General features: G+C 67.6%; 22 protein-coding genes. 12 read left to right on the top strand and 10 right to left on the bottom strand.

Annotated elements, in window-relative coordinates:
- Positions 1–86 precede the first annotated feature (86 nt).
- The 4 genes from V9K97_RS06455 (at position 87) to V9K97_RS06440 (ending at position 4,339) form a co-directional block, all read left to right on the top strand.
- Positions 87–689: a TetR/AcrR family transcriptional regulator gene (locus tag V9K97_RS06455; RefSeq protein ID WP_337317075.1), complete on the top strand. Its 603-nt coding sequence runs from the start codon at positions 87–89 to the stop codon at positions 687–689.
- Positions 690–715: 26 nt separating this feature from the next.
- On the top strand, positions 716–1,600 hold the full coding sequence (locus V9K97_RS06450) for a LysR substrate-binding domain-containing protein (RefSeq protein ID WP_337317073.1): 885 nt from the start codon (positions 716–718) through the stop codon (positions 1,598–1,600).
- Between the two features lie 137 nt (positions 1,601–1,737).
- The gene (locus tag V9K97_RS06445; RefSeq protein WP_337317071.1) at positions 1,738–2,895 is read left to right on the top strand and encodes an alpha-hydroxy acid oxidase; all 1,158 of its coding nucleotides are present in this window, start codon (positions 1,738–1,740) and stop codon (positions 2,893–2,895) included.
- A gap of 109 nt (positions 2,896–3,004) precedes the next feature.
- Positions 3,005–4,339: an MFS family transporter gene (locus V9K97_RS06440; RefSeq protein WP_337317069.1), complete on the top strand. Its 1,335-nt coding sequence runs from the start codon at positions 3,005–3,007 to the stop codon at positions 4,337–4,339.
- A 21-nt stretch (positions 4,340–4,360) separates the two neighbouring features.
- On the opposite strand, the gene V9K97_RS06435 is transcribed toward V9K97_RS06440, so the two are convergent.
- Positions 4,361–4,921: a putative glycolipid-binding domain-containing protein gene (locus tag V9K97_RS06435; protein WP_337317067.1), complete on the bottom strand. Its 561-nt coding sequence runs from the start codon at positions 4,919–4,921 to the stop codon at positions 4,361–4,363.
- A gap of 58 nt (positions 4,922–4,979) precedes the next feature.
- Between V9K97_RS06435 and V9K97_RS06430 the strand changes: the two genes are divergently transcribed.
- Positions 4,980–5,606: a YiiX family permuted papain-like enzyme gene (locus tag V9K97_RS06430; protein ID WP_337317065.1), complete on the top strand. Its 627-nt coding sequence runs from the start codon at positions 4,980–4,982 to the stop codon at positions 5,604–5,606.
- Between the two features lie 87 nt (positions 5,607–5,693).
- A complete protein-coding gene (locus V9K97_RS06425; RefSeq protein ID WP_337317063.1) occupies positions 5,694–6,317 on the top strand; it encodes a hypothetical protein in 624 nt (207 codons plus the stop codon).
- A 16-nt stretch (positions 6,318–6,333) separates the two neighbouring features.
- On the opposite strand, the gene V9K97_RS06420 is transcribed toward V9K97_RS06425, so the two are convergent.
- A complete protein-coding gene (locus tag V9K97_RS06420) occupies positions 6,334–7,173 on the bottom strand; it encodes an RNase A-like domain-containing protein (RefSeq protein ID WP_337317061.1) in 840 nt (279 codons plus the stop codon).
- Between the two features lie 72 nt (positions 7,174–7,245).
- Here V9K97_RS06420 and V9K97_RS06415 point away from each other — a divergent pair, with 72 nt between their 5' ends.
- From V9K97_RS06415 to V9K97_RS06405, 3 genes are all read left to right on the top strand, one after another.
- On the top strand, positions 7,246–8,541 hold the full coding sequence (locus V9K97_RS06415) for a Y-family DNA polymerase (protein WP_443098539.1): 1,296 nt from the start codon (positions 7,246–7,248) through the stop codon (positions 8,539–8,541).
- A gap of 4 nt (positions 8,542–8,545) precedes the next feature.
- Positions 8,546–9,238: a TIGR02117 family protein gene (locus V9K97_RS06410; RefSeq protein WP_337317059.1), complete on the top strand. Its 693-nt coding sequence runs from the start codon at positions 8,546–8,548 to the stop codon at positions 9,236–9,238.
- 108 nt (positions 9,239–9,346) lie between these two features.
- The gene (locus V9K97_RS06405) at positions 9,347–10,627 is read left to right on the top strand and encodes a DNA topoisomerase IB (RefSeq protein WP_337317057.1); all 1,281 of its coding nucleotides are present in this window, start codon (positions 9,347–9,349) and stop codon (positions 10,625–10,627) included.
- Here V9K97_RS06405 and V9K97_RS06400 read toward each other — a convergent pair.
- Positions 10,573–11,250 (bottom strand): hypothetical protein, encoded by a 678-nt coding sequence (locus V9K97_RS06400; RefSeq protein WP_337295627.1) that lies wholly within the window; start codon positions 11,248–11,250, stop codon positions 10,573–10,575. The genes V9K97_RS06405 and V9K97_RS06400 overlap by 55 nt on opposite strands.
- Before the next feature lie 214 nt (positions 11,251–11,464).
- The gene (locus V9K97_RS06395; protein ID WP_126745678.1) at positions 11,465–11,644 is read right to left on the bottom strand and encodes a DUF3606 domain-containing protein; all 180 of its coding nucleotides are present in this window, start codon (positions 11,642–11,644) and stop codon (positions 11,465–11,467) included.
- Between the two features lie 212 nt (positions 11,645–11,856).
- Here V9K97_RS06395 and V9K97_RS06390 point away from each other — a divergent pair, with 212 nt between their 5' ends.
- Positions 11,857–12,273, top strand: a complete 417-nt coding sequence (locus V9K97_RS06390) for a nuclear transport factor 2 family protein (protein WP_337317055.1) — start codon at positions 11,857–11,859, stop codon at positions 12,271–12,273.
- A gap of 21 nt (positions 12,274–12,294) precedes the next feature.
- Here V9K97_RS06390 and V9K97_RS06385 read toward each other — a convergent pair whose 3' ends face one another.
- From V9K97_RS06385 to V9K97_RS06375, 3 genes are read right to left on the bottom strand one after another with little or no spacing between them, the layout of a single operon-like run.
- Positions 12,295–13,791, bottom strand: a complete 1,497-nt coding sequence (locus V9K97_RS06385; protein ID WP_337317054.1) for a class I adenylate-forming enzyme family protein — start codon at positions 13,789–13,791, stop codon at positions 12,295–12,297.
- A 3-nt stretch (positions 13,792–13,794) separates the two neighbouring features.
- A complete protein-coding gene (locus V9K97_RS06380; RefSeq protein ID WP_337317053.1) occupies positions 13,795–14,787 on the bottom strand; it encodes a Bug family tripartite tricarboxylate transporter substrate binding protein in 993 nt (330 codons plus the stop codon).
- Between the two features lie 44 nt (positions 14,788–14,831).
- A complete protein-coding gene (locus tag V9K97_RS06375) occupies positions 14,832–17,159 on the bottom strand; it encodes an acyl-CoA dehydrogenase (RefSeq protein WP_337317051.1) in 2,328 nt (775 codons plus the stop codon).
- Between the two features lie 106 nt (positions 17,160–17,265).
- Between V9K97_RS06375 and V9K97_RS06370 the strand changes: the two genes are divergently transcribed.
- A complete protein-coding gene (locus V9K97_RS06370; RefSeq protein ID WP_337317050.1) occupies positions 17,266–18,429 on the top strand; it encodes an acyl-CoA dehydrogenase family protein in 1,164 nt (387 codons plus the stop codon).
- A 13-nt stretch (positions 18,430–18,442) separates the two neighbouring features.
- The gene (locus tag V9K97_RS06365) at positions 18,443–19,804 is read left to right on the top strand and encodes an MmgE/PrpD family protein (RefSeq protein WP_337317048.1); all 1,362 of its coding nucleotides are present in this window, start codon (positions 18,443–18,445) and stop codon (positions 19,802–19,804) included.
- A 28-nt stretch (positions 19,805–19,832) separates the two neighbouring features.
- Here V9K97_RS06365 and V9K97_RS06360 read toward each other — a convergent pair whose 3' ends face one another.
- The 3 genes from V9K97_RS06360 to V9K97_RS06350 form a co-directional block, all read right to left on the bottom strand.
- The gene (locus V9K97_RS06360; protein ID WP_258504607.1) at positions 19,833–20,549 is read right to left on the bottom strand and encodes an aspartate/glutamate racemase family protein; all 717 of its coding nucleotides are present in this window, start codon (positions 20,547–20,549) and stop codon (positions 19,833–19,835) included.
- A complete protein-coding gene (locus tag V9K97_RS06355; RefSeq protein ID WP_337317046.1) occupies positions 20,550–21,554 on the bottom strand; it encodes a Bug family tripartite tricarboxylate transporter substrate binding protein in 1,005 nt (334 codons plus the stop codon).
- Between the two features lie 73 nt (positions 21,555–21,627).
- Complete coding sequence (locus V9K97_RS06350) at positions 21,628–22,782, bottom strand: mandelate racemase/muconate lactonizing enzyme family protein (protein ID WP_337317044.1); 1,155 nt, start codon at positions 22,780–22,782, stop codon at positions 21,628–21,630.
- Positions 22,783–22,829: the final 47 nt, after the last annotated feature.

Genomic DNA, 22,829 nt, shown 5'->3' with positions numbered 1-22,829 from the left:
GGTGAATGAAAAAGGGAAGAAGGGATTGCGAACGCCCGCAATGTGCCACACGTAGACAGACCTGTCTACATGCCTACAATACGGCCATGGACATCTCTGGACTGCCCGCGCGTGAGCGCATCCTGCACACCGCGCACGACCTCTTCTATGCCGACGGCATTCGTGCCACGGGCATCGACCGCGTCATTGCGGCATCGGGCGTGACCAAGGTCACCTTCTACCGGCACTTTCCATCCAAGGACGACCTGGTGCGCGAGTTTCTCGATCACCGCCATGCGCGGTGGATGGCATGGTTCGTCGATGCGCTCGGCCGGCGCGGCGCGCATGAACGTGCAGGCAATGCGGGGGCCTTGCTGCTGCTGCCCGAGGTCATGGCCGAATGGTTCGCCGACCCGGTCTTCAGGGGCTGCGCGTTCATCAACTCGGTGGCCGAGGTGGGCGGCAGCGTGCAAGGCGCCGCCGAGCGCGCGCGCGAACACAAGCGCGAGATGGCCGAGGTCATCGCGGGCCTGCTGCCTGCCGGCGCTGCGTCGCGCATGGCGCTCGCGCAGGCTGCCGCACTGGGGGTGGACGGCGCCATCGTCAAGGCGCAGATGGGCGGCCCGGCCCTGGCGCGCGAAGCCGTGGACGATCTGCGCCGGCTGCTCGAGGCGCTGGTTGTCGCGTGCGCACCGTCCACGACTCGATAACATCCGTTCCGGACACGACAACACACATGGCTTCGACGCGACTTCCCTCGACGCAGGGCCTGCAGGCTTTCGAGGCCGTGGCGCGCCTGCGCAGCGTGAACCTCGCGGCGGAAGAGCTCAGCGTCACCCCCAGCGCAGTGAGCCACCGCATCCGCCAGCTCGAAACGCTGCTCGATCTCAAGCTTTTTTCAGGCAACGACTTCGGTCTGAGCGCCGACGGCGTGGCCTACCTGGCCCGCGTGCGCGAGGCCATTGCGGCGCTGCAGCAGGTGCCCGGCCGCGAGCCCGCATCGCAAGTGCGGCGGCTGCGGGTGGCGGTGACGCCCACGTTCTCCCGCCAGATGCTGCTGCCCCGGCTCGCGCGGTTTCGCGACGCCTATCCGAACATCGAACTGATGCTGCAGGTGACCATGCCGGTGCGCAACATGACGGCCGAAGAGGCCGACCTGGAACTGCGCTTCGGCACCGGGCCTTTTCACGATCGCGAGTTCTGCCAATTGCTGGCCGACGACGTCGCGCCTGCCTGCAGCCCGGCGTACCTGCAGCGCCACGGGCCATTCTACGGCTTTGCAACCGATGCCGAGGTCTCGCGCGTGCAGCTGCTGCGCACGCCGCTCGAGTCGTGGCGCACCTGGTTCAAGGCCCGCGGCATCGGCTTGCCGGAGCCGGCCACAGGCCACCAGTTCAACGACCTGGGCCTGGCGCTCGATGCGGCGGCCGAAGACTTCGGCGTGGTGCTGATGCACCTGAAGCTCGGCAGCGCGTGGCTGGAGAACGGGCGCCTCGTGCGGCTTTCGGCAGAGAGCGTGCCCTCGCCCAACGCCTACTTCCTGTGCTGGCGGCCGGGGGCGATGGAACGCTGGGAGTGCGCAACTTTCGTCGAATGGTTGCGGCAGGCGCTGCGCGACTGACTGAATTCTTTTCAGGTCCGGCCTGGGTATTTTTCAGGTCCGAGTCCGTTTTGGACGCCACACTCGGCCCGCGGCGGAGCTTGCCCATAATCCCCGCTCGCGCGATCGAAAAACAGAGACCACCCAGGAGACTCCCCGTGCCCGACCTTTCCAAGATCACCTGCATCGAAGACCTGCGGGTGGTCGCCAAGCGGCGCGTGCCGAAAATGTTCTATGACTACGCCGACTCCGGCGCATGGACCGAGGGCACCTACCGCGCCAACGAGAGCGACTTCCAGAAGATCAAGCTGCGCCAGCGCGTGGCGGTGAACATGGAGGGCCGCTCCACGCGCTCCACCATGATCGGCCAGGAGGTGGCCATGCCGGTGGCGATTGCGCCCACCGGCCTCACCGGCATGCAGCACGCAGACGGCGAGATCCTCGGTGCGCGCGCGGCCAAGGCTTTCGGCATTCCGTTCACGCTGTCGACCATGAGCATCTGCTCGCTGGAAGACATTGCGGAAAACACCGGCCGGCACCCATTCTGGTTTCAGCTCTACGTAATGAAGGACCGCGACTTCATCGAGCGGCTGATCGAGCGCGCCCGCGCGGCGAACGTGTCGGCACTGCAGCTCACGCTCGACCTGCAGATCCTCGGCCAGCGCCACAAGGACATCAAGAACGGCCTCTCGACGCCGCCCAAGCCGACCATCGCCAACATGATCAACCTGGCGACCAAGCCGCACTGGTGCCTGGGCATGCTTGGCACCAGGCGCCGCACCTTCGGCAACATCGCGGGCCACGCCAAGGGCGTGAAAGACCTGTCGTCGCTGTCGTCGTGGACGGCCGAGCAGTTCGACCCGGCGCTGAGCTGGGCCGACGTGGAGTGGATCAAGAAGCGCTGGGGCGGCAAGCTGATTCTCAAGGGCATCATGGACGAGGAAGACGCGCGTCTGGCCGCCAACAGCGGCGCCGATGCGCTCATCGTCTCCAATCACGGCGGGCGCCAGCTCGACGGCGCGCCCTCTTCCATCTCGGCGCTGCCCGCCATCGTCGATGCAGTCGGCAGCAACATCGAAGTGTGGATGGACGGCGGCATCCGCAGCGGACAAGACGTGCTCAAGGCCCGCGCGCTCGGCGCCCGCGGCACGCTCATCGGCCGCAGCTTTCTCTATGGCCTGGGCGCCTACGGGCAAGCCGGCGTCACGCGCGCGCTGCAGATCATCCACAAGGAACTCGACATCACCATGGCCTTTTGCGGCCACACCAATATCGAGAACGTGGATTCGGGCATCCTGCTGCCGGGCACCTTCTAAGCCCCCTCGGGCGGCAGGCTTGCGGCGCTGGCTGACAGCGCGCAAATGCGTGCGTGCGGAAAATTGTTGCTTCCAACAACATCGCCCCGCACGGGCGGCAAAACCCATCATGAGCGCAGTCACGCCTGTCACGGACGGCCATTCGGCCTCCGCATCCCCGCCCCACCACTACACGGCCGAAGAAAAGCGCCACCGCGTCTTCTCGATCATGGCGGCCTCGTCGGGCAACCTGGTCGAGTGGTTCGACTTCTACGTGTACGCTTTTTCGGCGCTGTACTTCGCGTCGGCCTTCTTTCCCAAGTCGGACCCGACGGTGCAGCTGCTGAACACCGCGGGCGTGTTCGCGGCCGGCTTCCTGATGCGGCCCATCGGCGGCTGGCTCTTCGGCCGCATTGCTGACAAGATCGGGCGCAAGACCTCGATGCTGATCTCCGTCACGATGATGTGCGGCGGCTCGCTGGTCATCGCTTTCCTGCCGACCTATGCGCAGATCGGCGCATGGGCGCCCTTCCTGCTGCTGGTGTGCCGGCTGTTCCAGGGCCTTTCGGTGGGCGGCGAATACGGCACCACCGCCACCTACATGAGCGAGGTGGCGCTGCGCGGGCAGCGCGGCTTCTTCTCGTCGTTCCAGTACGTCACGCTGATCGGCGGGCAGCTGCTCGCGGTGCTGGTGATCGTGGTGCTCGAACAGCTGCTCACCGAGGCCGAGCTCAAGGCCTGGGGCTGGCGCATTCCGTTCGTGGTGGGCGCTGTGGCCGCCGTGGTGGCGCTGCTGCTGCGCCGCACGCTGCACGAAACCCAGAGCGCCGAGGCCAAGGCCAACAAGGAGGCCGGCAGCATCGCCGGGCTGTTCAAGCACCACACGCCGGCTTTCCTCACGGTGCTGGGGTACACGGCCGGCGGCTCGCTCATCTTCTATACCTTTACCACCTACATGCAGAAGTACCTGGTGAACACGGTGCACCTGCCGATCAAGACGGCAAGCTACGTGATGACCGGCGCGCTCTTCGTCTACATGTGCATGCAGCCGGTGTTCGGCGCGCTGTCGGACCGCATCGGGCGGCGCAACAACATGCTGCTGTTCGGCGGGCTCGGCGCGCTGGCCACGGTGCCGATTCTCACGGCGCTGCAGCACACCACCAACCCGGTGGTGGCCTTCGTGCTGATCGTCGTCGCGCTGGCGATCGTGAGCTTCTACACCTCGATCAGCGGCATCGTGAAGGCGGAGATGTTTCCGCCCGAAGTGCGCGCGCTGGGCGTGGGGCTGGCCTATGCGGTGGCCAACGCCATCTTCGGCGGCTCGGCCGAATACGTGGCGCTGGGCCTCAAGTCGCTGGGGCACGAATCGGCGTTCTTCTGGTACGTGAGCGCGATGATGGTGATCGCGTTCCTGGTGAGCCTGCGCCTGCCGCGGCAGGCGGCCTACCTGCACTACGACCACTGACCCGCCGCCCCGCGCGCGGCGCTACTCTTCGGCGATCCAGAGACCGGGGTAGTCGCGCACGAAGCAATCGGAGGTGACGCTCAGCGTTGCCGCGTAGTCGAAGCGCTTCGCGTCGTAGGCGTATTCATCGCTCGCGGTGCGTTCGTAGCGCTGCACCAGCTCGCTCAGCACGCCGCCCTCCAGGTCGACCCAGGCCGCCGGCGCATCGGCCCCTTCGCCTTGTGCAAGATTGAGCCGGCGCAATTGCAGCAGGTTGGTGGCTGGCGTAAAGCCAAGGTCGAGGTCCACGCAATGCGAAAGGTCCGGCACCGCTTCGTCGTTGAGTTTCCAGTGCCCGCGCGCGTCTCGGGCAATCGACAGATCGACCGCGTCTGCGCCGAGCCACCCGCGCACGGTGCCCCATTGCGCGTGCCAGTGCAGGTCGCAGCGCACACGGTAGTGCAGTTGCGCAATGCGGCGGTCTTCAAGACGGAACACGGCGGCGCCGTCGAGCTGCCATGCGGTGGCGTTGCGTTCGAGGCGGCAGGCGTCATGGCCCGGTGCATCGAGCCTGCGCCACAGGATGGAAGCGACGGTTTGCATGCCGCGGATGATGGCGCGTGCGGGCGCAACAGGCAAGCCTTGTCACAATGCCCCGCACATGAACAAGAAGAAGACCCGACTCCCCGCGGCAGCCCTGCTGTTGTCCGCCCTGCTCTGCCTGGCTGCCGCGCCGGCCGATGCCGCGCTGAAAGACGGCGACATCGTCTTTCACACCTCGCGCTCCGCCCAGAGCCTGGCAGTGCAGCGTGCCACCGGCTCGCGCTACAGCCACATGGGCATCGTGCTGCTGCGCGGCGGCAAGCCCTATGTGTTCGAGGCGGTGTCGACCGTGCGCTACACGCCGCTCGCCCAGCGGACGGCGCGCGGCGACGGCGGTCACTACGTGGCCAAGCGGCTGCGCAATGCCGATGCACTGCTGACGCCTGCCGCCGTGGCCCGGCTGCACGCGGGCTCCGCCGACTACGAAGGCCGCCCCTACGACCTGACCTTCGAATGGTCGGACCAGCGCATCTACTGCTCCGAACTCGTGTGGAAGCTCTACCAGCGCGCATTGGGCGTGCGCATCGGCGAGCTGCAGAAGATCCGCAGCTTCAACCTGGGCGACCCCGCGGTGCGCGCCAAGATGCGCGAGCGCTATGGCGACAACGTGCCGATGGACGAGCCGGTGATCTCTCCGGTGGCGATGTTCGAATCGCCGCTGCTCACCACGGTGGAGGCGCGCTGAGCGCCGGACGGTCTCGATCAAGGCGTCGTTCGCATCGATGCATGGCGAGCTAACATCGTACGACCGACCATTCAGAGGAGCGTGCAATTGGAATCCTGGTTCGCCCATGCCAAGCCGATCGACTCGCTGGAGCCCGAGATCGCTTTTCATTTGCAGGACGAGTTCCGTCCCGTGTCGGGGGGCCCGGCCGAACCGCTCGCCTTGCCCGGGTTTCCGCGCGCCGAGCGTTTGCTGGCGCGCACCCGCGAGGTGATCGGGCACGAGGCGGAGCTTGCCGCGTACTACGCACAGGTGGTTGCGGCCGCCCGGCGCCACGCGCTCACGCTCAGCCAGGTGCGGCACTACTTCTGGATGGATCTGCAGCTGGACAATGAAGAAGCCGGCGTTGAGCTGTCGTTCCCCTGGTATGACACCTTTGCCACGATGGACCATTTTCTTGCCGCAATAGCCGGCAACGACCAAGGCATGATTTACGACGACCAGGACCAGGGCTGGGCCGTGGAGGTCTGGGCCCGCAACGGCACGCTCTACATCCGCCAAAGCGATCCCGAGGCCGACGATGACCCCGGCATGGCCGTGGCGCTGCCCAGGGCGGGCCTGCAGGCCCGCATCGCACCGCTGCGCGAGCGCACCGTGAAGATCGTGGCCCAGCTTGCAAAGGAATTCGGGGCCGACGTGTGGACCACGGGCGAGGCGCCTTCGTTTCCTTAGCGCAGGGCCTCGGAGCTCAGATCGGATACGCCGTCAGGATGTAGAACGGCTTGCCGTTGTAGCTTTCCATCTTCAGGATGATGCGCACGCCGGAGAGGTCGTTGACGGCCGTGCTGCCGAACTGCACGCCCCGCCCCACCACGTAGCCCAGCACGTGCTCCAGCTCCGGCGACTTGCTGCCCGCGGCCGCACTGCGTGACCAGGCTTGCACCGCGGCTGCATTGGCGCGCAGGGTTTCGGTGATCGCGCGTTCCGCCGTGGCCAGGTCGGCAAAGGTAGACACCGCCTTCGGGCCCGGCCGGGTGGCGGTTCGCACCCTGGCCAGCAGTTGCGCGTCGGTCTGGCCGACGTGCCGCGCCATGGTGTGCCCGCCGAGCCTCGATCCCGCGGCGGCTTCATGCTCGGCCAGGCGAATGCGGCCGCCGCGCGTCACGGCAACGATGCGGGCGGCTCCGAGCCCCGCGGCCACGACCAAGGGAACCGCCACATCGACCGCAAGCCCGATACCGTCAGCCGTTTCACGCGAGGCGCCCAGGGCCTCCGCCGCCGAGCTGGCGGTGACTGCGGTGGCAGTGCGCTGCGGAGTGCCCGTCCAGACCTGGCGGCCCGAGGTGGCGAGGGTGTCGAAGCCGTGCACGCCCAGCACCACGCAGCCGGCCTTGGTCACCATGGTGGGCTCGGGCGCGAGGCAAAGTACGCCGGCGCCCACCAGTTCCACGACGCCGCCCACCAGCCCGACGGTACCCCAGAGCCGGTTGCTCAGGCTCGCGGATTCGGGCACGTCCTGCCCGCCCAGAACGCCGGCCATCTGCACCGGTGTCAGTGCAATGGTCATGCCTTCGACTTCGTCACTCATGCCAGATCCCTTTCCTTGCCATGCTTTTCGATGCCATCGGGCGGCCGAAACCGCGGTCCGCCGCATTCTGGCATGCACCCGCCGCAGGCAGACACGGCCCGGCCGCGAGACAATCGGCCCGTGAGTTCCCAGCCTTTGCCAAAGCCGCCGATACGCCGCATCGCCCACCTCGACATGGACGCCTTCTTCGCGTCCGTCGAGCTGCTTCGCTATCCGCAGCTCAAGGGCTTGCCGGTGGTGATTGGCGGCGGGCGGCGCAGCGTGGACGAGGCGATTCGGCGCCTGCCCGAAGGCGGCACGCTGGCCGACATTCCGGTCGACGCCTTTCCGCGCCTGAAGGACTACGTGGGCCGCGGCGTGATCACCACCGCCACCTACCCCGCGCGGCAGTTCGGCGTGGGTTCGGCCATGGGGCTCATGAAGGCGGCCAAGCTGTGCCCGCAGGCGATCATCCTGCCGGTGGACTTCGACGAGATCCGCAAGTACTCGCGCACTTTCAAGCAGGTCATCAGGGAGGTCGCGCCGCTGATGGAAGACCGCGGCGTGGACGAGGTGTACATCGACTTCACCGACGTGCCGGGCGGGCAGCGCGACGGCGGGCGCTCGCTCGCGCGGCTCATCCAGAAAGCGATTCTCGACGCGACCGGCCTCACCTGCTCCATTGGCGTGGCGCCCAACAAGCTCATTGCCAAGATGGCGAGCGAGTTCAACAAGCCCAACGGCATCTCGGTGGTCTACGAGGACGACTTGCAGACCCTCATCTGGCCGCTGCCTTGCCGCAAGGTGAACGGCATCGGGCCCAAGGCCGATGAAAAGCTCAAGCGCTTCGGCATCGAGACCGTGGGCCAGCTCGCGGCGCGCGACAGGGATTGGCTCATCCAGAATTTCGGCAAGTCCACCGGCGCGTGGATGCACGAGGTGGCCTGGGGGCGCGACAACCGGCCGGTGGTGACCGAAAGCGAGCCCGTGTCGATGAGCCGCGAAACCACGTTCGACCGCGACCTGCATGCGGTACGCGACCGCGCCGAGCTCGGCGCCATCTTCACCCACCTGTGCGAGAAGCTGGCCGAAGACCTGCAGCGCAAGGGCTACGTGGGCAAGACCATCGGCATCAAGCTGCGCTATGACGACTTCAAGATTGCGACGCGCGACCAGACCATCGACCGCTACATCGCCGACGGCAAGACCATCCGCCAGATTGGCGGGCTGTGCCTGAAGCGCGTGCCGCTCGAGCGGCCGCTGCGCCTGTTGGGCGTGCGCGTGGGCGCGCTTGCAAAGGCGGGCAGCCCCGAGGCGATGGCGCCTTCCGGCGCAGGGGTGCAGCGCGCACCGGCGGAAGCGGCGGCGACTACTGCGTCGCTCTTCTAGCTCGATGCCGAACCGCTGGCCCAGGCGCATTGCCATTGCACTACTGGCGCTGCCGCTGCTGGCTGGGCTTTATATGGGCACGGCCTGCGCGTTGATGTTCTGGCCAGCCAACGCAACGCCTCAGGACACCACCACCGCAAACACGCCCGGAGTGCAGGCCTGGGTCTTGAGCAACGGCGTACACACCGACCTGGTGTTTCCGATCCGCTCGGCAACCATCGACTGGCGGCAGCTCTTCCCGCTCGCGCATTTCAAAGCCGTGCCGCCGGACGCCGAGTTCATCGCCATCGGCTGGGGAGACCGCGAGTTCTACCTGAACACGCCGACCTGGGGCGACCTGACCGTGTCGCGCGCATTCGGCGCCATGCTCGGCGGCAACCGTGCCCTGCTTCACGTCACCTACCTGCGCCGCGCGCAGCTGCGACACAACGCCTTCCACCTACGGCTTTCAGAAGCGCAGTACGCACAGCTCGCGGACTACGTGCGTGCCGCCCTGCCGGCAGGCCGCGCAACGCCGATTGCCGGCGCCCACTACGGCAACGACGATGCCTTCTACGAAGCCGAAGGCGGCTACCACCTCTTCGAGACCTGCAATACCTGGACCGGCCGGGGCCTGCGGCAGGCGGGGGTCACGGTGAGCCGCTGGACGCCCTTCGATTTCAATGTGACGTGGCACCTGCAGCCGGTGCGCCCCTGACGCACAGGAACAAAGAGCCTCCATCGCACCAGCGGCGCGTGCGGCGTCCTACAGGCGACGGTTGCCGGCACAGGCACAAGCGACGGGAATCGCTACAACCCGAACCACATGCCGGCACGCTCCACATCGCCTCCTCAGCCCTCGCCGCCTTCCAAGCCGACGCCGATCGCCAACGGCCTGGTCTATGTGAACCCCGACATGCCGGGCATCCGGCGCCTGAAGCACGGGGACCACTTTCGCTACCGCGATGCAAAGGGGCAATGGGTGCGCGACCCGGACGAGCTCTCGCGCATCCGCATGCTGGCGATTCCGCCGGCCTATACGCAGGTGTGGATCTGTCCGCTGGCCAACGGCCATCTGCAGGCCACCGGCATCGATGCACGGGGCCGCAAGCAGTACCGCTACCACCCCGACTGGCGGCTCTTCAAGGACGAAACCAAGTTCGAGCGGCTCGAAGCCTTCGGGCTTGCGCTGCCGCGCATCCGCGCACGCGTGGGGCGCGACCTGCAAGAGGGCGGCAAGGCTGCCGCGCCGGGGCGCCAGCTGGTGCTGGCTGCGCTGGTGCGCCTGCTCGACACCACGCTGCTGCGCGTGGGCAATGAAGAGTACGCGAGCAGCAACGGCTCCTACGGCCTCACCACGCTGCGCAACCGGCATGCCGCCGTGCAGGGTGCGGCGCTCCGGCTGCGCTTTCGGGGCAAGAGCGGCGTCATGCACGAAGCCCTGCTGGACGATCCGCGCGTGGCGAAGGTGGTGCGCCAATGCCAGCAGCTGCCCGGCCAGGCGCTCTTTCAGTACCAGGACGAAGACGGCGAGCTGCGCAGCGTGTCGTCCACCGACGTGAACGACTACCTGGCCGAAGCCTCGCCGGGCGAGCGCTTTACCGCCAAGGACTTTCGGACCTGGCACGGCACCGTGCAGGCGCTGGAGCTCACGCGGCTGGCCTGCGAACCGGGCCGCACCGCCGCCGACGGCAGCCGCTACAGCGCCAAGGAGATCCTGGCCGCAGTGGCCAAGCAGTTGGGCAACACGCCCGCGGTGTGCAAGAAGGCCTATGTGCACCCCGCGGTGCTGGCGCTGGGCAGTGCGCTTGCGGGCGATGCCGAAGACGAATCCGCGGAGGTGCTGCGAAAGATGTCGGCCCGCACCGCGGCCCGGCGCACGCGCGGTCTCCACGCCGCGGAGGAGCGGCTGCTCGCCTTTCTGCGGGCGCACCGGCAACGGCTGGCGCGCGAACTGCGCGAGGCCTCGAAAGCACGGAAGGCGAACGGCAAAGGCAGCCCGACGGCGGCGCCCCGGCCCACCCGGCGCCCCGCGCCGCGGCGAAGGCCTGCTCAGCCCGCGGCGAGCGAGAAGCGAACGCTGTCGCGTTCCAGCGCCGCTGTGTAGCCCAGGTCTTCGGCCAGGCTTTGCAGCGCAATGGCGTCGATGGCCAATGCGCGCGGCGCACGATGCGCACCGAGCACCGGGCTCACGCCGCCGGATTCGCGCGGCAAGGCGCTCAGGCGAAGCGCGTCAGCCCCGTCGGCATCGATGCGTATGGCGCCGGCCTCCGGCACGCTGTCGTGCAGATAGCCGAGCCCGCCGAGAAGCAGGTAGCGCAATGCGGCTCCCTGCGGCCTGCGGGGTTCGCCTTCAAGAGGATCGAGCGCGGGGTCGACGTCCAGCGTCACGCCGTGCATGTCGAAGGCCGCGCGCATCAAGCCCACGCATTGCGCCACCAGCGCGCTGCGCGTGATGCCGTCGTCCGCCGTGGCCAATTCCCAGTCGCGCAGCGAGCGGATGCCCTCCACGAGCTCGGACACCTGGTTGTCGATGAGCGCCACGCGCTCTTCGCAGGCTGCGGGGTCGATGGGCGTCGCGCCGACCTGGCGCTTGAGCATGAGCAATGCCATGCGAATGACCGAGACCGGCGCCGCCATGTCGTGCCGCAATGCCGGCAAGGCGCGAGTGAGCAATTCATGGCGGACGCCGGCGGCGATCCAGCTGCGGGCTCCTGGCGAGGCCTTCATTGCACGGCGGCGCCCGAAGGCTTCGCCTCGTTTTGTGGACAGGCCGGCAGACAGCAGCGGCCTGCAGGTCGGGGGACGGCAATGGGCACGTTCACTTTGCGCTTCCTGAGCGAAGGAAAGTCAACAAGTATCGGCCCCGCCTTCTTCGGCGGGTGTAGGAGCGTGCCTACGCTTTGGGCCTCGGAGAAACCGAGTTTTCGGGGTGGACGCAAGGCTACGGTTTGCCGAGGTAGACCCGCACGTCCTTCACCTCCACGCCCGCGGCTGCGACGGCTGAGCGCAGCTGCGCCTCGGTCACGCCCAGGGTCTGGGTCCAGTAGCGCACCTCGTGCGGCTCGTTCACGTTGATGCGGCTCCGGTCTTGCGGGCCGCGCTTGCTGGGATCGTCTGCCATGGTGGTTGGATGCTCCTTGATCGATGCATACACGATGCGCCCTTTTTCTGCACGGCACTGGAGGACGGCGGCGCGGCTCGATGCAGGAAAAGTCCGAGCAGCAGCGCAGTACCGCATGAGGCCGTGGCGTTGGAGATGTCCGGAAGCGGCGCGCGCGGCGATGGCCTCGCGCCTATCTTCAGCGCTCGATCACCTCCCGCACTGAATACCGCATGACCCCCGAGCAGAACAAGCGAACCATTTCCGACGCATGGAAGGCCTTCGCAAGCCACGATGCAGCACGCATCGCCGCCTGGTTCACGGAAGACGCCGAGTGGCTCGCGCCGCAGCGCAACGCCACCGCGCTGGCGCTGGACATTCCCGACCACATGATCGGACAGAAGGCCATCGTGCACTTTCTAGCGGACATGTTCCCGAAGCTTTTCGTCTCCGATGTCACCGTCGATTTCCGCAGCAGATACTGCGAAGGCGACACCGTGATCGTCGAACTGCGCATGCAGGCCATGCTTGCGAACGGCAGAAAGTACGACAACGACTACTGCTTCATCTTCGAACTCCGAGACGGACGCATCGCCTACATGCGCGAGTACATGGATACGCAGAAAGGCCATGCCTGCATCTTCGGCTGATGCATGCAGCGCACAAGACCGCTATCTGCAGCGCGCCTGCAGTTCGCGCTTGAGCACCTTGCCGTTGGCTGTGGTCGGCATTGGGGCGATTGCCTCGATGCGCGCCGGGCGCTTGTAGGGCGACAGATGCTCCGCCAGGTAGTCGCGCAATGCGGGTTCATCGAGAACCGCGCCTGGCTTCATTTCGACGAAGGCGACGATCTGCTCGTTGCCGTCCGATTCGGGCACGCCCACCACCGCGCAAAGATGCACGCCGTCGAAACGGCCGATCACCGTTTCGATCTCGGCGGGGTACACGTTGAAACCCGAGCGGATGATCATTTCCTTGAGCCGGCCGACCACGAACAGCGCGCCGTCCGCATCGAAGCGGCCGAGGTCGCCGCTCGCGTACCAGCCTCCTGGACGCATGACCTGCGCCGTGGCCGCCGCATCGCGAAAGTAGCCCAGCATGAGGCCAGGGCCGCGCAGCCAGATTTCGCCTGTTTCTCCCGGCGCGACATCGTTGCCGCCCGAGTCGACGATGCGTGCCTCGCCGCCTTCCACCACGTAGCCCGCGGCCGTGTCCGCGCGCGGAGCCTCGACGCGCGTCAGGAACACCGAGCCCGCGTATTCCGAGAGGCCGTAGCCATAGTGCAGCGGCTGGCCGAACAGCGCCTCGATGCGCTGCTTGAGCCCCAGGTCGAGCGGCGCGGAACCCGTATAGACGTAGCGCAACGCCGGAAAGCGAATCGCCGCTCGCTCCGCCTCGATGTGCGCCAGCAGGCGCGCATACATGGTGGGGGGGCCGAGCAGGTTCGACACCTGCTCATGCGCGAGCGCCTGCAGCATGTCGGCGGGCGAAAAGCTGGCGCGCAGCACCAGCGCAGCGCCGCCCGTGAGCGCGGCCATCAGCACCGTGCCGATGCCGAAGATGTGCGTCATCGGCAGGAAGGCGTAGACCCGGTCGCGCTGGCTCAGTGAGCGCACGCGGGCCGACACGCGGCCGAAATGCAGCAGCCCGCGGTGCGACACCATCACGCCCTTGGGTGTACCCGAGGTGCCGGATGTGAAGATGATGGCGGCCGCATCCGCCAGCGCAGGGTCGGCCTCCGGGTGGGCCTCGGCACGCGCGGCCGAGCGCATCACCCCGGGCAGTGCCGACGATGTGGCGTCGGCGCGAACGGCGTGCTGGCGCGCGGCCTCCGAAGCGCCGGTGGTGAAGTAGCACAGTCGCGCATCCGCGCGCTCGGCTATGGCCGCGATCTCGCCCGGCGACATGCGCGCATTGACGCCGCACGACCAGGCACCGACACGGCTGCACGCCATGATCAGCGCAATGTGCGCGGCGCAGTTCTCGGCCACCAGCAGCACGCGGTCGGTCGGCCGCACGCCAGCGGCCAGCAGGTCTTGCGCGGCGGTCTCGGCCATGGCCTGCAACTCTGCATAGGACACGGTGCCCGAGAGCTCGAATAGAAAAACCGCCTCGGGCGAGCGCGATGCGCGCGCTTCGAGCAGCTCGTGGATTCGCGTGGGCACCATCGGCTATTCCGCCTCGATGCCCTTGGACGCGGTGGCCCAGAGCTTTCGGTCGGCCTGGCCCTTGGTGGCCAGCAGTTCCGCAGCGCCCGTCCACACCTCGTAGCCTTGCTCGCGCAGGCGATTGGCGATGTCTTCCCGCGCCATGGCCTTGTGCGCGGCCGCATTCAGGCGGGCGACCAGCGACGGGTCCATCCGCGCGGGGCCGTACAGGCCGAACCAGCCGCCCACGTCATACCCGGCCACGCCCGATTCGATCATCGTCGGCACCTCGGGCAGCATGCGGTTGCGCTGGCGCGATGTGACCGCCAGCGCGCGCAGCTTGCCCGACTGGATGAACGGGCGCGAGGTGGCGATGATGTCGAACATCATCGTCACGGTGCCGCCCATCACGTCGGCCAGCGCGGGCGCGCTGCCTTTGTACGGCACATGCGTGAGCTGCACGCCGGTCATCTTCTCGAGCAGCGCACCGCTCAGGTGGTTCGAGGCGCCGATGCCGGCCGAGCCGTAGAACACCTTGCCCGGCCGCGCCTTCGCGTAGGCCAGCAGCTCGGCCACGCTGTGCACCGGCAGGTCCTTGTTGACCACGAGCACGTTGGTGTAGTCCACCAGCGGCGCGATGGGCGTCAGGTCCTTCATCGGGTCGAAGGGCATCTTGCGCTGGATGTTCGGATTGATGGTGATCGTCGGGCTCGCACCGAAGAACAGCATCGCGGCATCCGGCGCAGCCTTGGCGACCGCGTCGCCGCCCACCGAACCGCTGGCACCCGGCCGGTTTTCCACGATGACCTGCGTGCCGAGCTCCTGGCCCAATGCGGGCGCGAGCAGGCGCGCCGCGCCGTCCACCGGGCCGCCCGCGGAGTAGCCGACCACCAGCTTGATGAGCGGCGGCAGCTGCGGTTGCTGCTGCGCGAAGGCACGCGAAGGCAGTGCGGCCAGCAGTGCGCTGCCTGCCAGCGCGGCGACGGCTTGCCGCCGTGTGATGTCCGTGGTTTCCATTGGCTTGTCTCCTGTTGTTTATTTCTTGGGCGAACGCAATCGGCTCAAACAGGCAGATCAAGCACCTGCCGCACGAGGATGTTTCGCTGGATCTCGTTGGTTCCGCCGTAGATCATTGCGGCCGTCGAGCCGATCAACGGCGACAGCACGTTGAAGGTCTGTCCGTCGAGCACCTGGTCGCCGGCCACCGCGCCCTGTTCTTCGCCGGCCTCGATCAGCAATGCGCCGATACGGTGGTAGGTTTCGCTGGCCCAGATCTTCAGCAGCGACACCGAGGCGGGCAGCGGCTTGCCCGCTCGCACGATGTCGGCAAAGCCGGTGTAGGCGGCCGACAGGTCGAGCACGTCAAGCCGAAGTGCCGCGAAGCGCTGCGCGAACACCGGGTCTGCAAAGAGGCGCCGCGCCTGTGCAAGCCGCGCCAGTTGGCCGAGCGCGTACTGCGACTGCTTGGGGCTGCCGAGAAAGATGCGCTCGAAGCCCAGCAGCGCCTTGGCAATGGTCCAGCCGCCGTGCAGCTTGCCAACCAGGTTTTCGGCCGGCACGCGCACATTGTCGAAAAACACCTCGCAGAACTCGGGCTCGCCTGAAAGCGTGTGAATCGGCCGCACCGTGATGCCCCGCGTGCGCAGGTCGCACAGCAAAAAGCTGATGCCCTCCTGCTTGCGCGCCGCCTTGTCGGTGCGCACGAGCATGAAGATGTGGTTGGCGTCCTGCGCGAGCGTGGTCCAGATCTTCTGGCCATTGACGATGAAGTGGTCGCCCTCTGCATCGCGCCCCTCCACGGCCTCGGTGCGCAGCCCGGCCAGGTCGGAGCCGGCGTTGGGCTCCGAATAACCTTGGCACCACACATGCTCGCCGCTCAATATGCGCGGCAGGAACCGGCTCTGCTGTTCGGGCGTGCCGTGCTGGATCAACAGCGGTCCGATCATCACGATCCCCTGGTCGGGCGTGCGCGCGACGCCGTACTGCTCCAGCTCCTCGATCCATGCAATGAGCTTGTCGGCCGGCAGCCCCATGCCGCCATGCGCCTGCGGCCAGGCCGGCGCGATCCAGCCTTGTTCGGAGAGGGTGAGATACCAATCGCGTATCTCGCTCCAGCGGGCCCGATGCGAAAGGTAGCGCAGCTGCTGCGGGTAACGCTGCTGCAGAAAGCCGCGCACCATGCGGCGGAAATCCGCTTCGGTCATCGCGCTCCAGTCGGCCGTGCGCGGAAACTCGCCTTTCCATTCGGCCGCGCCGGTTCGCGCCTCTCCGCCTTCGGCCAGCATGGCATGGCGGCGCTGGTGCGCAGCGGCATTGCCGAGCCATGCCGAAAGGCACAGCGTGCGCTTGTAGTACAGGCTCAGGTCGCACTCCTGCGTGTAGCCGATCGCGCCATGCAACTGCACCGCCGCACGCGAGACTTGCAGCGCCGCGGCGGTACAGCGGGCATTGACGCGACTGGCCTCGGCTTCGAGCCGGTCGGCCGCGAGCCCCTGGCTGGCGAGCGACAGCACTTCCGCCAACGTCGCTTGCGCCACCTCGAGGTGAATGAACATGTCCACGCAGCGGTGCTGCAGCGCCTGAAAGCTGCCGATGGGCTTGCCGAACTGCGAACGGGTGCGCAGGTACGCCAGCGTCTGCGTGAGCATGGCCTGCCCCACGCCCAGCAGCTCGGCCGCCTGCAGGATCTGGCCGGCAGCCAACGCATGGCGCAGCGCATCTTGCGCGGCGGGGCCTTCTGCCAGCACCGCTTCGGGCGGCAACTCCACCTGTTCGAAACGCAGGCTCGCGGCCTGGCTGCCGTCAACCAGCGGCATCAGGGTTTCGCTCACGCCGGCAGTGCCGCGCGGGACCCAAAGCAGCACCGCGTCGTCGCTGCCCCGCGCCGACACGAGCCAGCCGCTGGCCGCCGCGCCGGGCAGCACCATGAGCTTCTCGCCCTGCAGCAGCACGCCGCCCGCATGGCCCGCACGTGGCTCGCAACCGCAGGCCAGCGGCACGGCGCTCAGGTCGCCCGCGCTCTCCTGCCAAGCCAATGCGGGCAGGCTGCGGCCGGCCACGAGGTCCGCAAGCAGCGACTGCGCGCTCTTCGATTCAAGCCGCGCCAGCAGCAGCGCGCTGAGGCCTGCCACCGCCAGCAGCGGTTCGGGCGCGACGTGCTCGCCGGCCGCCCGCAGTACTTGGGCGGCCCCCGTGAGGCCCAAGGCCATACCGCCGGCAGATTCAGGTGCCAGCATGCCGGTCCAGCCCAGCTCGGCCAGCGCGCTCCAGCCTTGCGCCTCGTCGGCATCGGGGCGTTCCATGCGCTCGCGACGGCGCTGTATGGAACGGCTGCGAACGAAGTAGTCGAGCGCGGCTTCGCGTATTGCGGAGAGTGATTCGGTGTCCATCGCCGCAGCGTGACAGAACACCCTGCCGCGCGGCATTTGCATTTGGCGAAGGGAGGGTTTCGCAATCACAGAACCGCCTCGCGCGGGAGAGGCATAGATTCGGTGGATGAACAGCAGCAACGACACCCGTTTTTCCGATATCCGCGATGCCGTGCGCGACCTGTGCGCGCAATTTCCCAACGAGTATTTCCGCAAGGTCGACGAAGCGCGCGGCTACCCCGCCGAGTTCGTCGATGCGCTCACCAAGGCCGGCTGGATGGCCGCGCTCATTCCGCAGGAGTACGGCGGCTCCGGTCTCGGGCTCACTGAAGCCTCGGTGATCATGGAAGAAATCAACCGCTCGGGCGGCAACTCCGGCGCCTGCCACGGCCAGATGTACAACATGGGCACGCTGCTGCGCCACGGCAGCGAGGCGCAAAAGCGCAACTACCTGCCGCGCATTGCCACCGGCGAGCTGCGCCTGCAGTCGATGGGCGTGACCGAGCCCAGCACGGGCACCGACACCACCAAGATCAAGACCACAGCCGTGAAGAAGGGCGACCGCTACGTCGTCAATGGGCAGAAGGTGTGGATCTCGCGCATCCAGCATTCGGACCTGATGATCCTGCTGGCGCGCACCACGCCGCTGGCGGACGTGAAGAAAAAGTCCGAAGGCATGTCGATCTTCATCATCGACCTGCGCGAGGCCATCGGCAACGGCATGACGGTGCGCCCCATCCTGAACATGGTGAACCACGAGACCAACGAACTCTTCTTCGAGAACCTCGAGATTCCGGCCGAGAACCTGATCGGCGAAGAGGGCCAGGGCTTCAAGTACATCCTCGACGGCCTCAATGCCGAGCGCACGCTGATTGCGGCGGAATGCATCGGCGACGGCTATTGGTTCATCGACAAGGTCACGGCATACACGAAAGAGCGCGTGGTGTTCGGGCGGCCCATCGGCCAGAACCAGGGCGTGCAGTTCCCCATTGCCGAAGCCTTCATCGAGATCGAGGCCGCCAACCTCATGCGTTATGAAGCCTGCCGCCTGTTCGATGCGCGCGAGCCCTGCGGCGCGCAGGCCAACATGGCCAAGTACCTGGCGGCCAAGGCCAGCTGGGAGGCCGCCAACGCCTGCCTGCAGTTCCATGGCGGCTTCGGCTTTGCCTGCGAATACGACATCGAGCGCAAGTTCCGCGAGACGCGGCTCTACCAGGTCGCGCCGATCTCGACCAACCTCATCCTGAGCTACGTGGCGGAGCACATGCTCGGCCTCCCCCGCTCGTTCTGAAGGGACTGATCCAATGACCGATTCGAACCATCCGAGCAAGGTGCTCGCCACCTTCGCCGCCGAGCTGAAGTTCGCGGACATTCCCGCGCCCGTGCTGCGCCGCACCGAAGACCTGATGCTCGACTGGCTCGGTTCAGTGCTCGCGGCCCGCACCGCGCGGCCGGTGCGCTCCATCGAACGCTTCGCGCAGATGATGGGGCCCGCCGACGGGCCGAGCGAAATACTCACTTCGCGCCGCACCAGCTCACCGGTGTTTGCCGCCCTGGTCAACGCCGCGGCCTCGCACTACGTGGAACAGGACGACGTGCACAACGGCTCGGTGTTCCACCCCGCCGCAGTGGTCATCGCACCCGCGCTGGCCGTGGCGCAGAGCATCGGCGCGACCGGCGCGCAGTTGCTGGCGGCCGTGGTCGCGGGCTACGAGGTCGGCATCCGCGTGGGCGAATTCCTGGGCCGCTCGCACTACAAGACCTTTCACACCACGGCAACGGCGGGCACGCTGGCGGCGGCCGCCGCGGTGGGCAGCCTGCTGAAGCTCACGCCGCAGCAGATGCTGCACGCCTTCGGCTCGGCCGGCACGCAGTCAGCGGGGGTGTGGGAGTTTCTGCGCGATGCGGCCGACTCCAAGCAGTTGCACTGCGCGCATGCGGCAGCCAGCGGGCTCATGTCGGCCTACCTTGCGCAGGACGGCTTCACGGGCGCCGCCAAGGTGCTCGAAGGGGCGCAGGGCCTTGGCGTGGGCATGTCGAGCGATGCCGATCCGGCTCGGCTTACCGACCGCCTCGGCACGCGCTGGGCACTGGCAGAAACCTCGTTCAAGTACCACGCCTCGTGCCGCCACACCCATCCCGCGGCCGATGCGCTGCTGCAGGTGATGACGCAACACGGTCTCAAGCCCGACGACGTGGCCCGCGTGACCGCGCACGTGCACCAGGGCGCCATCGACGTGCTGGGCCGCGTCACGGTGCCGGCCACGGTGCACCAGGGCAAGTTCTCGATGGGCACGGTGCTGGGCCTGATTGCGGTGCACGGCCGCGCCGGGCTGGGCGAATTCGACCGCGACTTTCTCGCGCCCGAGGTGGCCGCGTTCCGCGAGAAGGTGGCAATGGAACTCGATGCCGAAGTCGATACCGCCTACCCCGCGCGCTGGATCGGCAAGCTGAGCGTGCAGACCCGCGACGGCCACACGCTGCAGGGCCGAGTGGACGAGCCCAAGGGCGACCCGGGCAACACGCTGAGCCGCGCCGAGATCGAAGACAAGATGCAGCGCCTTGCGCACTACGGCGAGGGTGCCACGGCCGAAGAAGCCAAGGCGCTGTGCGAGCGCATCTGGCAGCTCGAAACCGCGCCGCGCATCGGCCGCTGGCTCGGCTGAGGGCCCCCTCCGTATCTTTGTCTGGCCCTCAGGCCTCGGCGAAGAGCCGGCCCTGCCCGGCCGAGCGCGCATCGAGGCCCGCGGTGCGCACCAGGTCCCAGAAGCCGGCGGGCGAACTCGACACCACCGGCACCTGCAACCGCGCTTCCACTTCGCGCACCGCATCGAGCGTGACCAGCCCGCCGCATGAGATGAGAATGCCGTCCGCCCCGGGCTGTGCATCGAACACCCGCAGGCACAGGTCGACCAGAACCTGCGTGGGCACCTGGCCCACGGCCTGCACGTCCGAAATGGCCAGGCCCTGGAGCGCCAGCAGCTCGAAGCCGCTCTGTTCGAGATAGCGCCGCAGATGTGCGTTGACCTCGTCGATGTAGGCGGTGGCTACCGCCACGCGCCGCACGCCCAGCTGGCGCAGCGCGCCGACGATGGCGTTGCTCATGGTGGTGCAGGGCAAGCCGGTCGCCCGTGCCATCTCGGCCTGCAGTTGCGCATTGAAATCTGCCCCGCGAAAAAAACTCAACGAGGTGCCCATGAGCGAGACCGCGGAAACGCCCTCTGCCTTGAGCGCCACCGCCTTCTCCACCACCGAGTCGATCACCTCGGTGTATCCGCGCGTCGAGATTTCGCCGAGGCCCAGGCCGAGCGCGCTGAAGCGGATGCGCTCGCCGTACAGCAGCGGGCCATCGACCGGCACGGCGCCGGCCGCTGGCGGCACGATCAGGCCAAGGTGCGGCAGCGGTGCCATCTACTTGCCCTCCGCCACGATGTTCTGCTCGGCAATGATGCGCTGCCAGCGCCTGGTTTCTTCGGCCATGTCCTTGCCGAGCTGCGCCGGTGTGGCGTAGGCGCGCAGCGTGCCTTGTGCGGCGGCCGCGGCGCCCGCCTCGGGCGTGCCGAGTACCGTCTTTACGGCGGCCGAGAGCTTGTCGACGATCTCGTCGGGCGTGCCGGCTGGCGCAAGCACAAAGATCCGCGGTGCCACGTCGAAGCCCGGCAGCGCATCGGCCAGCGGCGCCACGCCCTCGGCGCCTTCGAGCCGCGCGGTGTTCATGAGCGCAATTGCGCGCAGCTTGCCGGCCTTGGCTTGCGCCATGCCGGCCGTGGCGCTGACCACGCCAATGGGCACCTGCCCGCCGACCACGTCGGGCACGATCTGCGCGGCGCCGCGGTAAGGCACGTGCACCACGTTGCTCCCGCTCGATTGCTTCAGCATCTCGAAGCCCAGGTGCTGCACCGTGCCAACGCCCGAGGTGGCGAACGAATAGCGCCCGGGGTTGGCCTTGAGCTCCTTCACCAGCTCGGCCGGCGTCTTGGCCGGAAAGTCGTTGCCCGTGACGATCATCAGCGGCGAGATGAAAGCGCCCGCCACCGGCTTGAAGCTGGTGAGCGGATCGAGCCCGATCTTCGGCTGCAGCAGCTTGGCGATGAGCAAGGCGCTGTCGCCCATCATGAGCGTGTAGCCGTCGGGCGGCGCCTTGGCCACGAACTCGGCTGCAATCAGCCCGGTGGCGCCAGTGCGGTTGTCGATCATCACTTGCTGACCCAGGACCGCTGAAAGCCGCGTTCCAAGCAGGCGCGCGACCGCATCGACGCCGCCTCCGGCCGAGTAGCCGACCACGAGGCGAATCGGCTTGTCAGGGTAGCTTTGGGCCCACGCGGCGGGCGCGGCAAACAGGCCCGCCAGGCCCAGTGCCATGGCAGCACGCAGCGCCTCGCGGCGTGCAGGGCGAACAATATCTCTGGCTTTCATCGTGTCTCCAATAGTCATTGGTCGGTGGCCGTCTGCGCGGCTCATTCAAGCGCACCCCGAGGGGCGTTCATTTCTAGGCTTTGCCCTTGCCGTGAGAAGTGGGCAGCTTCGCGAGTTCGCGCACCCGCTCCGCATTGGGCGCGAAGCCCAGGCCCGGGGCCTCTGGCAGGTGCAGCCAGCCGTCTTGCGGTACCGGCAGGCCGTCGAAGATCTGCTTGAGCATCTGCACCGCCACGTAGTGGTATTCGGCCATGCCGCCGTTCGAAACACCCGCATGGAGGTGCATGTTGTGAAAGGGCCAGGCGCCGCCGTTGTCGATCGGCACGTTGAAGGCCTGCGCCATGCCCGCGATCTTCAGGCACTGCGAATAGCCGCCCGAGATGGTCACGTTGGGCTGCAGCACGTCGGCCGCCTGGTTCACCAGCAGGTCGCGAAAGCGGAAGGCCAGTCCCTCGTTCTGCCCGCAGGCCAGCGGAATGCTGGTGCGCGAGCGCAGCTGGGCCATCTGGCGCACGTCGTTCTGCGTGAGCGGCTCCTCGAAGAAGCTGATGCCGTAGGGCTCGATACGGCGCGCGAGCTCGGTCGCGTGGAACAGGTCGAGGCCGCAGTTGGCATCGACATACAGCTTGACCTCGGGGCCAACCGCCTCGCGCACGGCGGCCACGCGGCGCACGTCTTCCGCAATGACCTCGTCGATGGGCCGCGGCTCGTCGCGCCGCGCGAGCGCATGGCCGCCGACAGTCATCTTCAGCCGCTGGAAGCCTTGCGAAACCCAGAGCTTGGCGGCGGCGGCGAGCTGGTCGCGCTCGAAGAAGCCGAAGCCGAAGGTCGCATAGACCGGCACTTTCGAACGGGCACCGCCCAGCAGGCGCCACAGCGGCTGGCCGAGCGCCTTGCCCTTCAGGTCCCACAGCGCGATGTCGAGCGCGGCGATGGTGTGGCTCGCATAGCCGGTCTGGCCGCGGGGGGAGAGCAGCCAGTAGAGCTTCTCCCACAGCCGCTCGGTGGCCATCGGGTCTTCGCCGACGAGCGCCGGGTCGGCCACCTCGCGCACGGCGGCGGCAATGATCTCTTCTTCGGTGATGGCGGTCATGCCGTGGCCGACAAGGCCGGTGTCGGTCTCGATCTCGGTCAGGCACAGGGAGAGCGAGGTCTGCTTGTTCAGCCCCAGCACGTCGATGGTGACGGGAATGTTCAGCGGCGTGGCGCTGACGCGGGTGATCTTCAAGAATGTCTCCTTTGGCTTGCGGTTGCACCACCATTCTTGGGGCGCAG

The sequence above is a fragment of the Variovorax sp. CCNWLW186 genome (assembly GCF_037203865.1).
GTDB lineage: Bacteria > Pseudomonadota > Gammaproteobacteria > Burkholderiales > Burkholderiaceae_C > Variovorax.
The sequence above is the reverse complement of the archived record's forward strand: the minus strand, read 5'-3'. Positions and strand labels throughout refer to the sequence as shown.

Bases quoted from the DNA above. Each gene is read 5' to 3' on its own strand.
- V9K97_RS06355 (WP_337317046.1), bottom strand. From the start codon at position 21,554: ATGAAAGCCAGAGATATTGTTCGCCCTGCACGCCGCGAGGCGCTGCGT.
- V9K97_RS06415 (WP_443098539.1), top strand. From the start codon at position 7,246: ATGCACCCGCCGCAGGCAGACACGGCCCGGCCGCGAGACAATCGGCCC.
- V9K97_RS06395 (WP_126745678.1), bottom strand. From the start codon at position 11,644: ATGGCAGACGATCCCAGCAAGCGCGGCCCGCAAGACCGGAGCCGCATC.
- V9K97_RS06410 (WP_337317059.1), top strand. From the start codon at position 8,546: ATGCCGAACCGCTGGCCCAGGCGCATTGCCATTGCACTACTGGCGCTG.
- V9K97_RS06450 (WP_337317073.1), top strand. From the start codon at position 716: ATGGCTTCGACGCGACTTCCCTCGACGCAGGGCCTGCAGGCTTTCGAG.
- V9K97_RS06440 (WP_337317069.1), top strand. From the start codon at position 3,005: ATGAGCGCAGTCACGCCTGTCACGGACGGCCATTCGGCCTCCGCATCC.
- V9K97_RS06375 (WP_337317051.1), bottom strand. From the start codon at position 17,159: ATGGACACCGAATCACTCTCCGCAATACGCGAAGCCGCGCTCGACTAC.
- V9K97_RS06430 (WP_337317065.1), top strand. From the start codon at position 4,980: ATGAACAAGAAGAAGACCCGACTCCCCGCGGCAGCCCTGCTGTTGTCC.
- V9K97_RS06400 (WP_337295627.1), bottom strand. From the start codon at position 11,250: ATGAAGGCCTCGCCAGGAGCCCGCAGCTGGATCGCCGCCGGCGTCCGC.
- V9K97_RS06435 (WP_337317067.1), bottom strand. From the start codon at position 4,921: ATGCAAACCGTCGCTTCCATCCTGTGGCGCAGGCTCGATGCACCGGGC.
- V9K97_RS06385 (WP_337317054.1), bottom strand. From the start codon at position 13,791: ATGGTGCCCACGCGAATCCACGAGCTGCTCGAAGCGCGCGCATCGCGC.
- V9K97_RS06390 (WP_337317055.1), top strand. From the start codon at position 11,857: ATGACCCCCGAGCAGAACAAGCGAACCATTTCCGACGCATGGAAGGCC.
- V9K97_RS06370 (WP_337317050.1), top strand. From the start codon at position 17,266: ATGAACAGCAGCAACGACACCCGTTTTTCCGATATCCGCGATGCCGTG.
- V9K97_RS06420 (WP_337317061.1), bottom strand. From the start codon at position 7,173: ATGAGTGACGAAGTCGAAGGCATGACCATTGCACTGACACCGGTGCAG.
- V9K97_RS06365 (WP_337317048.1), top strand. From the start codon at position 18,443: ATGACCGATTCGAACCATCCGAGCAAGGTGCTCGCCACCTTCGCCGCC.
- V9K97_RS06405 (WP_337317057.1), top strand. From the start codon at position 9,347: ATGCCGGCACGCTCCACATCGCCTCCTCAGCCCTCGCCGCCTTCCAAG.
- V9K97_RS06380 (WP_337317053.1), bottom strand. From the start codon at position 14,787: ATGGAAACCACGGACATCACACGGCGGCAAGCCGTCGCCGCGCTGGCA.
- V9K97_RS06360 (WP_258504607.1), bottom strand. From the start codon at position 20,549: ATGGCACCGCTGCCGCACCTTGGCCTGATCGTGCCGCCAGCGGCCGGC.
- V9K97_RS06455 (WP_337317075.1), top strand. From the start codon at position 87: ATGGACATCTCTGGACTGCCCGCGCGTGAGCGCATCCTGCACACCGCG.